Annotated in this window: 18 protein-coding genes and 1 pseudogene; 14 read left to right on the forward strand and 5 right to left on the reverse strand. The window is 42.6% G+C overall.

Annotation, left to right across the window (positions count from 1 at the left end; all coding sequences use genetic code 11):
- The first annotated feature begins 400 nt into the window (after window positions 1-400).
- The 6 genes from ACGCCZ_RS15545 to ACGCCZ_RS15570 all read left to right on the forward strand — a co-directional run bounded on the left by ACGCCZ_RS15545 (window position 401) and on the right by ACGCCZ_RS15570 (window position 3,438).
- On the forward strand, window positions 401-613 hold the full coding sequence (locus ACGCCZ_RS15545; RefSeq protein ID WP_054323853.1) for a hypothetical protein: 213 nt from the start codon (window positions 401-403) through the stop codon (window positions 611-613).
- Between the two features lie 43 nt (window positions 614-656).
- Entirely contained in the window at window positions 657-962 is a 306-nt protein-coding gene (locus ACGCCZ_RS15550; protein ID WP_411656481.1) for a hypothetical protein, read from the forward strand.
- Between the two features lie 201 nt (window positions 963-1,163).
- Window positions 1,164-1,316: a hypothetical protein gene (locus ACGCCZ_RS15555; RefSeq protein ID WP_411656482.1), complete on the forward strand. Its 153-nt coding sequence runs from the start codon at window positions 1,164-1,166 to the stop codon at window positions 1,314-1,316.
- 503 nt (window positions 1,317-1,819) lie between these two features.
- The gene (locus ACGCCZ_RS15560) at window positions 1,820-2,029 is read left to right on the forward strand and encodes a hypothetical protein (RefSeq protein WP_411656483.1); all 210 of its coding nucleotides are present in this window, start codon (window positions 1,820-1,822) and stop codon (window positions 2,027-2,029) included.
- Entirely contained in the window at window positions 2,016-2,468 is a 453-nt protein-coding gene (locus ACGCCZ_RS15565) for a hypothetical protein (RefSeq protein ID WP_411656484.1), read from the forward strand. Before ACGCCZ_RS15560 ends, ACGCCZ_RS15565 begins: the two co-directional genes overlap by 14 nt.
- 403 nt (window positions 2,469-2,871) lie before the next feature.
- Window positions 2,872-3,438, forward strand: coding sequence for a Gp15 family bacteriophage protein (locus ACGCCZ_RS15570; RefSeq protein ID WP_054323849.1), 567 nt, complete (start codon window positions 2,872-2,874; stop codon window positions 3,436-3,438).
- A 33-nt stretch (window positions 3,439-3,471) separates the two neighbouring features.
- On the opposite strand, the gene ACGCCZ_RS15575 is transcribed toward ACGCCZ_RS15570, so the two are convergent.
- Window positions 3,472-3,897 (reverse strand): LITAF-like zinc ribbon domain-containing protein, encoded by a 426-nt coding sequence (locus ACGCCZ_RS15575; RefSeq protein WP_411656485.1) that lies wholly within the window; start codon window positions 3,895-3,897, stop codon window positions 3,472-3,474.
- 414 nt (window positions 3,898-4,311) lie between these two features.
- Here ACGCCZ_RS15575 and ACGCCZ_RS15580 point away from each other — a divergent pair, with 414 nt between their 5' ends.
- The 4 genes from ACGCCZ_RS15580 to ACGCCZ_RS15595 all read left to right on the forward strand — a co-directional run bounded on the left by ACGCCZ_RS15580 (window position 4,312) and on the right by ACGCCZ_RS15595 (window position 6,790).
- Window positions 4,312-4,725 carry a Rha family transcriptional regulator gene (locus ACGCCZ_RS15580; RefSeq protein ID WP_411656486.1) on the forward strand — a complete coding sequence of 138 codons (414 nt, stop codon included), beginning with the start codon at window positions 4,312-4,314 and terminating at the stop codon, window positions 4,723-4,725.
- Between the two features lie 739 nt (window positions 4,726-5,464).
- Window positions 5,465-5,713, forward strand: a complete 249-nt coding sequence (locus tag ACGCCZ_RS15585) for a type II toxin-antitoxin system Phd/YefM family antitoxin (RefSeq protein WP_054323846.1) — start codon at window positions 5,465-5,467, stop codon at window positions 5,711-5,713.
- A gap of 2 nt (window positions 5,714-5,715) precedes the next feature.
- Window positions 5,716-5,976, forward strand: coding sequence for a Txe/YoeB family addiction module toxin (locus ACGCCZ_RS15590; RefSeq protein ID WP_054323845.1), 261 nt, complete (start codon window positions 5,716-5,718; stop codon window positions 5,974-5,976).
- Between the two features lie 664 nt (window positions 5,977-6,640).
- The gene (locus ACGCCZ_RS15595) at window positions 6,641-6,790 is read left to right on the forward strand and encodes a hypothetical protein (RefSeq protein ID WP_158088935.1); all 150 of its coding nucleotides are present in this window, start codon (window positions 6,641-6,643) and stop codon (window positions 6,788-6,790) included.
- A 17-nt stretch (window positions 6,791-6,807) separates the two neighbouring features.
- On the opposite strand, the gene ACGCCZ_RS15600 is transcribed toward ACGCCZ_RS15595, so the two are convergent.
- Window positions 6,808-7,095: a helix-turn-helix domain-containing protein gene (locus tag ACGCCZ_RS15600; RefSeq protein WP_082402161.1), complete on the reverse strand. Its 288-nt coding sequence runs from the start codon at window positions 7,093-7,095 to the stop codon at window positions 6,808-6,810.
- Window positions 7,096-7,112: 17 nt separating this feature from the next.
- Window positions 7,113-7,700, reverse strand: a complete 588-nt coding sequence (locus ACGCCZ_RS15605) for a sigma-70 family RNA polymerase sigma factor (protein WP_054323843.1) — start codon at window positions 7,698-7,700, stop codon at window positions 7,113-7,115.
- Window positions 7,701-7,878: 178 nt separating this feature from the next.
- On the opposite strand from ACGCCZ_RS15605, the gene ACGCCZ_RS15610 reads away from it, so the two are divergent.
- Window positions 7,879-8,199 (forward strand): hypothetical protein, encoded by a 321-nt coding sequence (locus tag ACGCCZ_RS15610; protein WP_411656487.1) that lies wholly within the window; start codon window positions 7,879-7,881, stop codon window positions 8,197-8,199.
- A 144-nt stretch (window positions 8,200-8,343) separates the two neighbouring features.
- Here ACGCCZ_RS15610 and ACGCCZ_RS15615 read toward each other — a convergent pair whose 3' ends face one another.
- Window positions 8,344-9,021: a helix-turn-helix transcriptional regulator gene (locus tag ACGCCZ_RS15615; RefSeq protein WP_411656488.1), complete on the reverse strand. Its 678-nt coding sequence runs from the start codon at window positions 9,019-9,021 to the stop codon at window positions 8,344-8,346.
- 202 nt (window positions 9,022-9,223) lie between these two features.
- On the reverse strand, window positions 9,224-10,612 hold the full coding sequence (locus tag ACGCCZ_RS15620) for a hypothetical protein (RefSeq protein WP_411656489.1): 1,389 nt from the start codon (window positions 10,610-10,612) through the stop codon (window positions 9,224-9,226).
- 373 nt (window positions 10,613-10,985) lie between these two features.
- Here ACGCCZ_RS15620 and ACGCCZ_RS15625 point away from each other — a divergent pair, with 373 nt between their 5' ends.
- The 3 genes and pseudogenes from ACGCCZ_RS15625 to ACGCCZ_RS15635 all read left to right on the forward strand — a co-directional run bounded on the left by ACGCCZ_RS15625 (window position 10,986) and on the right by ACGCCZ_RS15635 (window position 14,537).
- Window positions 10,986-13,703 (forward strand): glycoside hydrolase family 3 C-terminal domain-containing protein, encoded by a 2,718-nt coding sequence (locus tag ACGCCZ_RS15625; protein WP_411656490.1) that lies wholly within the window; start codon window positions 10,986-10,988, stop codon window positions 13,701-13,703.
- Between the two features lie 123 nt (window positions 13,704-13,826).
- A pseudogene (locus ACGCCZ_RS15630) lies at window positions 13,827-13,919 on the forward strand (hypothetical protein); the annotation flags it as partial.
- Window positions 13,911-14,537, forward strand: a complete 627-nt coding sequence (locus ACGCCZ_RS15635) for a hypothetical protein (protein ID WP_411656506.1) — start codon at window positions 13,911-13,913, stop codon at window positions 14,535-14,537. The pseudogene ACGCCZ_RS15630 and the gene ACGCCZ_RS15635, both read left to right, overlap by 9 nt.
- Window positions 14,538-14,841: the final 304 nt, after the last annotated feature.

Raw genomic sequence — 14,841 nt, forward strand, 5'->3', positions numbered from 1 at the left:
TTAAACATTTTTGACAAGCAAGGGGCTTATCGAAGCTCCACCTGTCTTAATAACTTTTTTGCTGCTGTATTGTCAATTTCTATATGACGTTTAACTGGAATAGTGATTTTGGTAGCTGGGTTGAAATATATATCATGGTTTCCACTATACATTACTAGCTAAAGCTCCCGGCTTTTAAAGTGTTGATTACCTTCCAGCGTTTCATCTTCGTTCTCCCTTTCTTTCTTTATATTATTACACATAAATCCAAATGACGTTACACAAAAATACGCATATAAAGAAAAGAGAAAAATTATACATATCGACAAACGCTTCAGCATAATAAAAACCGGCCCACGGCGGCGAAAACCGGGCATAGGACAATCCACGAATCCCATACCCATTCTAGGAGGTGATTCATATGGCATATGCCCGCGGAGATACAGGAACACCCATTGTGCGAGTCTACTACATAGACGCAACGCCGGAGCTGGTGGCGCGAACGCGAGAGAACTTCGAGCGGGCGTTGTCGAAACTGGAAAGTGAACGATTAGGGGCGGAAGTAGAGATAAAGGTTGAGTGGCCCACTTATGCCACACGCAAGGAGAATACAAATCGAAGAAGATTAACATGAGACACATTGGTGGACGAATTTTCACAAGCCGTAGAGCAGGAGGATGAGGGTATTTTTTCGAAAACGGGATCGCTTATTGGTGGCGGTATCTGAAAATATCGCTGGGGCAATCAACCCCGTGAAAGAGGCTTCAGCGCCTATTTTGATCTGTATCATATGCCGGTATGCGGATCAGCTCGGTAAGGTGTACCCAAGTGCAGAAGAAGTGGCCAAAGAGTTTCAAAACGTCTTGGGAACCGCGTCTTTTGTGATTTCAATGGAAGGAGGAAAGCCGAATGCTGGAATGGATGATGGCACACCCATAGATGACGCTGATTCTGATGTTGGCGACGCTGGCCGTATTGGATGATGATCGTACGGACGATAGTAGCAAAGGCACATCACAGATGGAGCGATCGACCGCCAGAAATTTTAAAAGGAAGAAAACCGGAATGATACTGATAAAAAAGAAAGCCGCCGCCAGAAGGGGCACTTCTGACAGCGGCAAAGGGATAATTCTTCACGCGCTTAGTGTACCGCAGAGAGAGGAAAATGTCAAGGAGGTAAAGGTGTGAGACCGTGCATTTACCCGTTGGGTGACCGGAATATCGTAGGAGCCCGTGTAGCAGACCTTCGAAAAGCAGCCGGTTGGAAACAGATGGAATTTATGGCAATGCTACAGCTTCGTGGAATGAAATCTCTGCAACCGACCTTTCGAAGTTAGAGGGGCAGAGCCGTAGGGTAACGGATCAGGAGCTTTCCATCATTGCAGCGGCGTTACATACAACGCCGAATACTCTCTTGAAATAGGAGAGGGGGAAAGGAAAGTGAAACGGTCGGAATTGCAGGAAATCATAAATAGCGCAGTTGAGAAAGCGCTCAAGGCCTGCGATGAAGATAATCCCGTTGCGGCATAGTCACTGTTTATTTCTGCACTGGATTACGCTGGTCGTCGGATCATTGGGGACCGATTGGAGGAACAAAGGTTGAAGAAGTGAACACCAAGGAATGGCGAGAAGAACCAAAACCCATAAAAGGCTATTACATAGACCCGGATTCCGTAGAGAACGGCGTTTCCCCTATCAATTTTATCGGATGCTTCAAATTCAACCGGCTGTCCAGAAAGGAAGAGACAAGAAGATTGCAGCACGATCCACAGCAGGTCCGCCGCGTATGGCAAAACACAGTGAATAATGCACGGGGCACGTGTTTGAAGAGGAAATCAAGATGGCATGTAGACATTACAAGGCACAGCGGCGCGCAAAGATTGATAAATTTCCGGAGCCGTTTCGTGTGGTGCAGAAGAATGGGGAGGGAATGTTCACTAGGAGGTTCACCGCCGCTGCGGCACCGGACTATCAAGTTTGGGGCCAAATATACGGCCACAGACCGGATGAACTGGAACGTCCTGACACAAGAGCAGATGGCTACGCTTAAAGATCACGCTGGAATGGGTGCGGCTACCGCGGTATGCGTTGGAATAAAAGAGCACTTTTTCTTCCTGCCGTGGGACGTCTGGCGCGATTATGAAAGCAATTTATGGACGAAAATATGTGACTGGTGGAGATTTACACCCGTGTCGTGTGAAATTCAATGGGATGGTGTTATTCCTAGATTATATGTGGGAGGATGTGAAGCGATGAGCGAGGAGAGAGGCCTTTTGACAAGCCAGGAGAAAAAAGCATATTTAGAGCACTACAAAGAAGCGGATAGAGAGATTGACCGTTTGTGCGAGGAGTTGTCACGATGGCGGGCGTTGGCAACCAAAGTAACGCTTGTTTTATCTCAAGAGCCCACAGGAGGCCGAGAAAGAGAGAATCAAATAGAATTAAGCTTTTGTAAAAATTATCGCCTTAGAAGGGCAAATAAACACTAAAATTAACGAGATATTGAAAACCAAACAGCGGGTGGAAGAAGCGATTCAAACGGTTCAGGACGGAACTCTGAAAGAAGTATTAGACAGGCGCATACTCGGAGAAACGTGGAAACAAATAACCGTGCACATGAAACTACACCTATCAATGGACTTGTTCCCTTCACGGAAAGGCATTGAAAGAGTTGATCGTAATTGATACTTAAAGTGTGATATAGTTAAACTATTGAGAGTGAGTACAAGGATGAGTTCACGTTCTTTTCTGAAAGGTACTTCCTTTTGTAACCAATCTACTTGCCGTATTACAACCTATCATTGAGGATAGCATTCGTCAACATCAGTCCGATGCTAACGCAAAAGTGGCAACTGCTGTAAAGATCAACCGAGAGCAGCGCCGCGCAAAGAAATGGCCGGGTGGGATTTACCGGAATTTGTGGAGATTGGCGGTAAGACGTATCAAATCAATGCGGATTACCGGGATATTCTTGATAGTATTACCTGTCTGAGCAATCAGGAAGAGAGTGAACAAACGTGCCTATACGTCGCAATGGCGCTTTTCTATGAAGAGTTTGCGGATATGCCGCGAAAGGATTATCAAAAGGCTATTTTTTGGATGATGCGCTTTATCAATTGTGGTGAAGAAGAGACGGACACCCGCCCGCGGCCAAAACTTCTTGATTGGGAACAGGATCACAACATGATTGTGGCGGATGTAAATAAAGTGGCAGGGTGCGAAGTGCGCGCCCTGCCCTTTTGCCACTGGTGGACATTTATCGCGTGGTTCAACGCTATAGGGGAAGGACAGCTTTCCACAGTAGTTTCCATCCGCGATAAGCTTCGCCGGGGGAAGAAACTCGAGAAATGGGAACAGGAATTTTACCGGGATCACAAGCGACAAGTGAACTTGAAACAGAGATACACAGCGGAAGAATTGGCCGAGCAGGAACGCCTGAAAAAGTTATTAGGAGAATAAAAACCGCGCCCCTATGGAGGGCGCGGAGACTATTTATACTTTCCATCGATGTCCACAAGATTGACAAATAGCATATGTTTTGGTCTTGCTACCCTTGCGTGTCAAAAGAGGTATTAAAATAATTAATCCTAATGTACAGCAAGCTAAAACAATCCATACGATGGACATTAAACAACCACGCTTTTTTTGTTCAGCGACAGCTTGTACAGTTACATTATTACTGCGGCATCGTGGACAGATTATTTTTTTTGCCTCGTTTTGCACTTGCAAATTTAGTTGAGCTTGTTGTATACGCAATTGTTCACGTTGTATATCTAATTGCTGCTGAATTTGATTGGATGATATGTTGTTATTAGTTGGTGTTGCAATATTAGCAGTTTGCGATGTTGTGATAGCAGCTCCACAGTTCAAACAAAATTTTCCGTTTTCTGTTTCCGCCCCACATTTTGGACACTTCATAAATCTCCCTCCCCGATAGTTCACTATTTGTTCATATTATAATGCTTTTCGACAAATTCTGCAAGAGAAAAAGAAAATTTTCCTAATCCTCTTGACTTTTAAACATACATAATACATCATTTAAGTACGGACAAAATAGAGGGAGTTGAAAATATCCCCGAGAACAGGAAGACTAACAGTTGATCTTAAACGATCACGTATGGAAATCCGAATTTCTGATAATAACCAAAGTAAAATTGATTACTCTTGCAAGGTTTTCGGATTGACAAAAGCGGAGGTAATTAAGCAAGGCATTGATTTGATGTATGCAAAAGCACAAAAAATAGCAATAACGCCGTACGACCAAGCATAAACGTTATTACTATTAGTGTAATCTCTTGCTATACTATCCGGAATCTGTCAGAATCAACGCTAGTGCTCGATAGTCGAGAGGCGGCACAGATGATAGGGAAAACTCATGGGCATTTATTGCGTGACATGGATTCCTATAGGGCGATTTTGACTGAATCCAATTTTGGATTCAGTGACTTTTTTCAAGAGAGCACCTATAAAGATTCTACCGGACGTATGTTGTCATATAACCAAGTCACTAAAAAAACCTGTGAGCTGATCGCCCACAAGTTCACAGATAAAAAAGGAATTTTATTCATAGAGGCATATATTAACTGGTTCTATGAAATGGAAGAAATCTTGAAGGATTCTATACCCGTTCAAGTCATGTATTACAACGATCAGCCAATCTTACCGAAAGAGGATTTTCTGCGACTATGCCCACCAGACAAGCGTCAGAGAAGATGGTTATATCCCCCTGCCTATTTAGGATTTTAATGGGATGGGGTTAAACCTGAAAGCGGAATTTGAACAAAAATATAGACAGTATTATGATGATGAAACGTTCATGTATGTATACCATAGTGGTGTAGAAATCGCATTGTGGCTGTATGGTGTGCAGTCAAAACTCTGCACATAGATCATGGCATTAGTATAGCCACAAAAAGGATTGAAATGTGCGAAGTCCAAGCAAACATATTTAACTGACGGAATACGCGGAGAAATCGATGTCGCGATTGGTAATATCGCGCTGAATATCCATATGTGGAAGGAGGGGAAAGGCAGATAATCAGTAGTATTGCATAAGTGTAGCACCATAGAATTGTTACTATTTGCTGTCTTGCTCTTTACAGGCAAGTGGATTGAAATATACAATGCCTGTGCCAGATCAAGGGGCTGTTTGGTCTTGCTCTTTACAGGCAAGTGGATTGAAATCGTATAATGAAATTTTGAAAGGACTGATGAATACGGTCTTGCTCTTTACAGGCAAGTGGATTGAAATCCCTGCGGCGTTTTCCGCCCAAAACTCACATGCGTCTTGCTCTTTACGGGTAGGTGGGTTGAAATTGCAATTTTCCAAGGATGTCAGACGCATAGTTTGCATCTTTCTTTCTACGGGCAAATAGGTTGAAATAAATGTATGGGATAGGGGAGGCAAGAACAAATAGAAATCTCTTGTTTTTTTAGTATATGTACGCTATAATGTACATATACTGGCAAAAAGGAGGAGTTTGTTATGACCAATACAAACATTACCAATTTGCGAAAGAACCTGTTTGAATATATCGACCAAGCGATCACTTATAATGATGTAATCAATGTAAATACCAGAAAAGGGAACGCCGTCATTATGAGCGAAGAGGAATATAATAGCTTAATGGCTACATTACAGATTACATCGGTTCCTGGCTTGACAAAGGCAATTTTATCAGAGGCAGAACAGCCGCTTGATGAAATGGTGAATGCCGATGATCTGGAGTGGTAAATATGTATGTAGTAAAGTTATCAAAACGCGCGCAAAAAGATTTACAAAAACTGAAACAGAGTGGACTATCCAAGAAAGCACAGTCCCTGGTCGGTGTGATGAAAAAGAATCCATGGCAGAATCCCCCTCCATATGAAAAACTGGTGGGCGATTTAAATGGATTTTATTCTCGCCGAATCAATGCACAACACCGACTGGTGTATAAAGTGTATGAAGAAGAACAAGTAGTAGCAATCTACAGCATGTGGACACATTACGAATAACGAGATAATGAACCGCACTCCATCAGGGGGCGGTTTTCTTATGCACATTTTTAGTTCAGAGGTGACGGGTTGACAGACAGAAAAGTAATTATTGACACAGAATTAGACAACAGCGGTTTTAAAAAGGGGTTATCTGAGCTTAAAGGCGAATGATAGGTTGCCATATCCAGTATCAGTAATACAGTTGCCGTAGCGTTCAGCGTGGGGACCTTTGTTAATTTTGGTAGGGAATCTGTAAAAGTTACATCTGACCTGTCCAGTGCTATGTTGGGACTACAAAGGACTATGGATAGGCAAGGCTACAGCTTTTCACAGACACAGTCGTTTATTGAGAATTACATAAAAGATGGCTTCGTATCCATGCAAGATACAGCAACTTTTGGCTAGCAAGCATCTTTAACGATGGAATAGGCAATTTCGTCGGCGACGGAGCGCCTTAAGAATGAAAATTCTATTCTTGCAGACAATGCGAGCGTAACGAAAAACGTTTCCATCATGTGGAAGGAACATGTGTAGTCTATTGGCGACGGAATCGTATTTATTAGCATACACCAGCGAGGAGGTAGATACTACCATAGAGGGATGACAGACCGCGCAGACGCAGGCAGACGTAATTGCCGCAGACATTGTAGAAGGGAAAGGGGTAATTACCAAAGACGGGTTTGTGACAGGGACCCTGCAGGCAGGTGCGGCAGTCCCCATTGTTACAACAGCGGAAACCGGAAGGGCGTTTACGGCCACGATAGACGACATCACAGAACGAACTATTGGAATGTTAATTAAAAATTATCCCGCACCGCTTACAACATTGTAGCCGGGCAGCAGGCGCAATTATAACGTATCTGAAGTCTGACTTAATAAGTCCTGCCTATAACGTTCAATGTCTACCCCTAAGAAAAAGACAAGACGCAGAAAGATTTCAGAACCGGGGGCAATTTCTCCTTTTTCGATCTTTTGGTATTCACGCAGAGAGATGGATACGGCATCTGCAACTTGCTGTTGTGTCAGTTTTAGCTTGTCTGTACGAATGTGATAAATGTCGCTTGCAAAGTGTGTTTTAAATGACATGAATATTCCTCCTTTAAAAGAAGAATATTCGAATAAATTTTTAAAATCCATAAATCTTCCTCAACTTGTCAAAAGATATTAGAAGATTTAGGCAAAATATGTAAATTATTAGATTCGTACAGTCTTAGTTTTTGACATGCACGATGTTCTATTTTACGTATATTTTCTGGAGTGGTTTGTAATAGCTGTGCAATTTGTTTCGTAGAGTAACCATAAATATAGTATTTCATCACCCTTCGATATTTGTTAGGAAGTTTTTTTAGTTTTTGCTCTATGGTGTCAACTTCAATGTAGGTTTCCTGAGTGAATATGCTATAAGCTAAAATGCTGTCAAGGTCAGAAGTAGAATCTATCCTTTTTTTCTTCATCTGAAGACACCGAATATATTTTCGAGATATGCGGCGAACAGAACTATATACAACGTTTGATAAGTATTCTTGATCGGATTTCTGCGCGGATGAAAAGATGTCGATACTATTTTCAATGATCCAGTTGAAGGCTTCCATCACAACGTCGTCCGCATCGTAGGGGTCCTTTAGTTGGGTGAGGACCCAACGTTTCGCCGGATTGTAATATGTGGTGTATAGATTGATGAAATCATCTGCAAATAAATTGATATTTATAGAATGAATAGTGTTATTCACTACAACTGTCATAGATGCGCATGGCGTCGATACATACCGCTTCTTTGAAATTCCCGCTTGGCTCCTGCGGCGTGGAATTGCAATTGTTCTCATCCATAGTAAAATCCTCCTTACATCTGAAAAGTCGGGAAAAGAACCCGGCGCGCGGCGTTTCAGACGCACGCACAACCTTGTTTCTCCCTAACAGTTTATGGCAGGCGATTCTTTTTGCTACTGGAATATTTCAAAAGAAACAGAAGGGGAGCGAACCGCGGTTTGTTTTGCGAGGAGACTTTTACCAGTTTTCGAGAAGAAGAGAAATCGGATAGATGAAGAAAACGAGCACGACTTTAAAATAATGCTTATAATAGAGGAATCGAAGAAAAAAGACACTTATAGACGAAACACTGTGTACAATAAAACTGTGCAGCCATCTGAAAGATGGCTGCACAGTTTTATTGTAAGAGGATTCTATTCATTGTCTCTTGGTCTAAACTTAAAAAGCACACTGGTTGTAGTGGTAGAGGAATGAATCATCTCTCTCCATTTTATTTCTAGAAGTGTTTATTTTATTGAGAGAACTTTTCTATAGAAATAAATTTTGAGGTTTTATAGGTTCTTCTCCATGCTGGGGATGGACAACCTCGGTATGGATATAATTCATCTCGGATTCTTTTTAAATTCTTTTTTGCCCTACTGGCGGGTTCTGACGATACCAACTTGGTGTGATTCCTTCATAGCGCTTGAAAGCCCGCGTCATTGTCACCGCATTGGTGTACCCTACCATTTCTGCGATGTCGCCAATATTATATTTGGTTTGAAGGATCAAATCTTTTGCCTTTTTAATACGATAGCGGTGGAGGTAATCTAAAAAATTGATGTGCAGTTCCCGCTTGAAAAGGTTGGAAAGCCAGGGAAGGCTGATGTGAAATTGTTCAGCAATTGCTCCTGCCGAAAGATTTGGGTCCTGATAATTCTCCTGTATATACTGCGTGATTTGGTGAATTTTGCGTTTTTTTAGAGGATCATCTTCTTCAGCTTTTTGTATTGCATGCAATGCATCACAAAGCTCTTCGCAGAGATCGTCTAAGTTCTGCCCTTTTTTAGGGGTAATGTCCTTTCGTTTCGAGAGAGATGATGATTCATCTCGTTCACAAAGGTATAGACGAACCGTATCGAACAGGTAATGTAATCGCCTTTGGATGGAGGGAGCAGCATCAGGAGTACCAGCAGATAAAGTCTGGAAAATATGCCGTATACAGGAAATCGCTTCCTGATCGTTTTCAGCTTGAAGGCAGTTTTCCAACTTACGCATGTTGTTCAAAAAGACACTGGAGGAATCGTACTCAGACAAACGATGAGAAGATTGAAATTGTCGGACAGTTCCTGCCTCACCAATCAAGAGGTTGTATTCCCAAGTTTCAGAGGCCTCCCGATAGGCGTCGAAGAACTCTGCATGGGATATATGTATCTCGCTTAATACCATTGAGAGAGGTACATCCAGAGAAGAGTGGATGTGTTCCTGGAGCTTGCGTAAAACCAATTCTATAGAAGACTCACTTCCCAAGGGGGGACATACTGGACCGATCAGAAAGTCCCCGATATTCTGTTAAATAACAGGAATAATCGGATTCTGCCAAAAAATTGGATAAGATTTCTTGCAATGTATCCAAAGAAGGGACACTCTTAGAAGAGTCCAACACCTCGGAAAGTTCCGGTTGAGCCATCAATATGACAAAAGGCGATGTCAGTGTAAAACCTACATGAGAGAACGCACTCTCTACTTCGTCGGAAAAAGAAAGTTCTCCCTGTAGCAACCGAAGGAGCAGACTATCTGCGAGCAGATGATTTTGCTGGTTCAACTGCTGCTCGTAATTTTGTGCCTGTTGATACAATTTTTGGACTGCGGTAGAAACCACTTGGAACTCATGCGGGTCGTTTTTGTCGATGTCCTGTACAGGAAGATCATGTACCAATTTCCCAATGGGCCGGTAAAAACGAGAAGCAAATAAGTACGAAAAGATTCCACCTGCAACGAGCCAACTAAAAAGAGCAAACAGAACAACATTGAGAATCATCTGCAATTGGCCGTCTTGAATCGTATTGGGGATGAGAACAATTTGCTCGACGCTACCCTCGGCGAACGGGGTGTGAAACAGAAAATAAGGAGATTCACTCACGTCAATGGTCTTGGAGTCTGCCATACTAGAAATCTGTGTAAACGACAGATATCCATCGAGAGGATTTTGCTCTTTTGTAGAAGAAATAAAACGATCATCGCTGGTGAGAAGGATGGCCTGTGAATTAGGCGGAAGGTAGAAATTTTGGAGTGTATTTTGCAGATTGAAGTCCGTAATTCCAGCCAACAGAACAACGTTTGGATAGATTTCTTTGGAGAGCATCAGTCGTCCAAAGGACATTTGATCGGTTTTTAAACAAAAGGCACGCGTTTGTGTTCCAGCAGTAATAAGATATTGCCATTGCTCCTCGGTCAGGCCAAAATCACCGGTCATCTCACCGCTGAGATATGGATTATTGCTGTAGCTTCCGAGCCCCATCGTATGGTTGCTTTTCTGGAAATATAAGCAGGCTACATTTCCGGCTCCTGACATAGTAGAGTGATAGACAGAATCGAAGTGATTCCAAAATTGTTTTGCTTCCTGAGCCTCTATGGGAAACGTATCGGCACAGGAGAGTTGTCCAATTTCTGGAATATCTGCAATGAGATCTGCAATCTGATAGTAACCTGCAACCATGGAAGGGGCGGACTGCAATACTTTGTTGGCCATTTCTGCATAGGAAGTTTCTGTTGCCTGATTGTTTTGGTTCATAAAATGTAGAGTCAATCCCACTGTCAATACGGCGAATAAAAATACTACGACAAAAAAGGCACCCATCAACTTATAAAAGCTAATTCCTCGATAAGATAATGGTTTTTGACTCATGATGTTCCCTCTCCCTATTTACGATTTTATTGTATAAGTATAACACAAATTTACCTATTTTGAAAAATATAATAGAAACAATGCCCTTCCTTCATCGATCGCTTTTTATCTATTTTTGAATCTGTATAGGCGTTTTTTAAAGTAAATCGTTATTAAATAGTAGTATTATACCTATTTTAAATAAATACATTTTTTAATTACATGGATAAAATACTAAAAAATAGAATAGAAAAAGAAAAAACGCTCCTTGTCCTGGTTTGCTGTGGAGATGTATGCTCAGGACAGCAAAACACGGAAATCCAAAACAAATGTATGTGCACACATTTTTGTAATTTTGGATGAAAAACAGTATGGAAAAGAGGTACAAAATACGATGAAATCCAATAAAGAGAAAAGACAGAAATCATTGCGTAGAGTAGGTTCCTTTTTACTGGCTGCAATGCTGATGTTCTCTTCCACAGCAACCGCATTTGCCTTTGACAAAGACACCGTTTTGCAAGAATCTACAAAAATTTTTACAAAACAGACTACCAAACAATTGGCTGACGAAGGGATGGTCCTGCTGGAAAATGAGCAAAAGGATGCAGAAACAGGAGAAGGAAATGGGGTACCAGTACTACCCTTGAGCAAAGGGAGTGTAGTCTCTGTATTTGGCGTTGGACAGAACAAATGGAGCACAGGTAGCTTTTATGATGGTTTGGACGAAAATTTCATCGATATCATGGAAGGCTTGGAAGCGTCAGAAGATTTGGAAATAAATGAAGATCTTCGCAACTGGTATAACGATGTGACAAAAGATGAAGCTATTCCAGAAGAAATCCTACAACAAGCAGTTGAACATTCCGATGTGGCGTTGATTGTATTCTATCGAAAAAATGGAGAAGGCTCTGAAGGAAAAGCTACCCAGGGCGGTTACTATTTGACAGACGATGAGCTGGCGATGGTCGATTCTGTGAATCAGACGTTTGACAAAACAATTGTTGTGTTTAACACGGGATATACTGTGGATATGCAGTGGGTAAAAGATAAGCACATTGACGCTTCTATCTGGGCAGGGCTGCCGGGCAATGAAGGCGGCAATGCGCTCGCAGATATCTTGACGGGTGCTGTCAACCCATCTGGTAAATTGGTGGATACTTATGCCAAAAGTTGGGAGGATTATCCGTCCTCTTCCCATTGGGCGGACTCCGATGGTACGGACGAGGAAGGGAATCCTATTGTCTACTATACAGACGATATTTATGTGGGGTACCGCTATTTTGAGACGTTTGATGTACCGGTTACATATGAATTCGGCTATGGCCTGTCTTATACGGATTTTACCTGGAGTGATTACAAGCTCTCTAGCGACGGCAGCGGAACAATGACGGCCACAGTTCAAGTAGAAAATACGGGAGATGTTGCCGGAAAGGACGTTGTTGAGCTGTACTTTTCCTATCCAACAGACAACGACAGTATGGATGGTGTGGATGTACCTGCCATCCAATTACTTGGCTATGGAAAAACCGATCTGTTAGAGCCGGGAGAGTCTCAGGAGGTCAGCATTTCCTTTGATTATAGCGACTTGGCCCTGTACAATGAGACTGCTTCTGCATACTATTTATATGCAGGTGTGTATCGAATCAAGTTCGGTCATTCCGTCCGCGACATAACAGGGGAAAAGACCTTTATTTGTAATGCCACACAGGCCACGGAAAATGTCGGACATTATATGGTTCCGCAGGAACCGATCGATGTATTGGAAGGGACCGGCGCTGAGGAAACTTTTGAGGCGGAATTCGGAAATATAGAAAGAAGATATGACGAAGATGCGGATTCGACCAATGCGGGTGCACTTTGCACGGAGGAGACAGCCGTGCCCGTCGATGCAGAGTCCATGGAGGAGAATACGAAAGGCTACTCTTTAAATGAAGTGGCTTCTGGAAAGATATCCTTGGATACATTTGTAGACGACTTGACTCTGGTTGAATTGGCTGCCATGTGTTCCGGCTGTCCGGATGTTGAAAATTTTGGAAAACCCACCCTAAATGGCGAGCCTGTGATGGAGGTCAATACATTGACAGACCGCCAGGTCACAGGGCGTACGGCAGGGATAACGGAGCGCGATATTTATGGAATGACCATGGCGGACCGTCAGGAAACCATCGGGTATTATAATGAATCCCCTTGGGGAGACGGTGTGGGAAGCTGTGGGTTCCAGGTATATCCAAGTTCGACTGTGATTGCCTCCAGCTGGAATCAGGAGCTTGTAGAACAATATGGAGAGTCTATTGGCCGTGAATGCAAAGATGGCGGAATTGACTTTTTCCTTGCACCAAGTATGAATATTCACCGCAATCCCATGGGAGGCAGAAACAGTGAATACTTTTCAGAAGATCCGGTAATTTCCGGCTATTCTGGCGCGGCTGTGGTACGTGGTGTCCAATCCAATGGAATTGGCGCAACTTTGAAGCATTTTGCATGTAACAACCAGGAAACGAACCGCCAGCAGGTCAATGAGTTTGTTTCAGAGCGTGCATTGCGTGAAATCTATCTCAAGGGATATGAAATTGCCACAAAGGATGCAAAACCATGGGGAATTATGACTTCTTACAACAAGATCAACGGCGCGTATTCACCGGAAAACTATGATATGTTGCAAAAGATTGTACGCAACGAATGGGGATTTGACGGTGTATTTATGACGGACTGGGGACATACTGCGGACATCAATCGTTCTTTTGCGGCTGGCAATAATCTATGGATGGCTAGCATCAGTAATTTTGATGCATTTTATCAAGACATCCTGGATGGAATCCTTCCCTTAGATATTGTTAAACAGAATGTTAAAGAAACCCTAAATATTGTCTTACGATCCCAATACTATGCAGATATAGAACCTGAAGAACCCGAGGAACCGGAAGAGGAAGAAGTCGATAAGACTCTGCTCAACAAGGTGATCGACTACGCAGAAGAGCAACAACAGGCGGAAGACTATAATGATGTCATCGAGGATGTAAAAGCAGGTTTTGAAAAGGCGCTTCAAGAAGCAAAAGTAGTGCAGGCAAATCGCAAAAGCCAGCGAAGAGGATGTGCTCAAGAGCTGGACTAATCTTGTTAAGTGGATTCATGCGTTAGGCATGCGGAGCGGGGATAAGACTCTATTGTTGCAGGTAATCACAGCAGCGGGTACCTATAACCTAGATAACTATGTGGACGCGGGAAAGAGGAATTCCAAGAAGCACTCCAGGAGGCGCAGAAGGTCTATGAGGATGAGTTCGCCGGACAAGATACCGTCGATACAGCAACCGATCGATTAATGAATGCCATCTTGGAATTGCGTTTAAAGGCTAATAAATCCAATTTGGATGCGCTCCTAAAAAGTGCTAAAAAGATAGATCTTACCCAGTATACACGGTCAACAGCAAATGCTCTGCAGAAAGCTATACAAGAGGCAGAAGCGGTCATGGAAAACGACCAGTTGAGTGAAGACGATCAACCGATTGTGAAAGCGGTTGAAGAGGAGCTTAAACAGGCTATGGACAATCTGGAACGCAAGAATTCTGGTCACTCAAATAGCTCTGGAAAGAATAGTTCCAGTTCATCTTCTACCGGAAACACCTATGGCTCGTCAGGAACCGTGGTTGTTGGGGCCTTGCAGACAGCGCTAGGACAGGCTGAGGTGGTTTCGGATACAACCGTAGATTTTACTTTGAAGAGAGGTGCTTCCTACTGCTTCAAGATGAACGTTGTAAATGGGAACAATAGAACTCCGAACTTTACGGTTGGAAACGGCGATGTGCTTAAGACCCAATTTGTGGCAAAGATTGGCAACGATTTCTATTTCCGTGTGTATGCGATCGGTATACCTGGCCAAAGTACAGGCGTCTATACTACGCTGCCTGGTCAAAACGCTCAAAAGCACTGTACAGTGACAATTGTTTGATCGAAAGCTGTTTGAAATTTAAACAGGAGGAAATTTACTCGAAACGATACAAACATTAGGGTATGAATATCTGACCATACGAAAGGAGACGGTCCATTTCAAGGAATGGATCGTCTCCTTTGCTTTCTTCAAAAATTTCTATTGCACTTTCGAATATCTGCAAAAGAATAGGGAATTCTTTCCCTATTCTATGTGCGTTCTGCTGGTTTACATAAAGTCCTTTGTTTGTTCATGATTTATTCATATATATAGAATATAATTTTAGCACACTCATGATAAGAGTGCTAAAAAATTAATAGAAACC

Origin of the sequence: Anaeromassilibacillus sp. SJQ-1 (assembly GCF_046693725.1) — a bacterium.
Classification (GTDB): Bacteria; Bacillota; Clostridia; order Oscillospirales; family Acutalibacteraceae; genus Anaeromassilibacillus.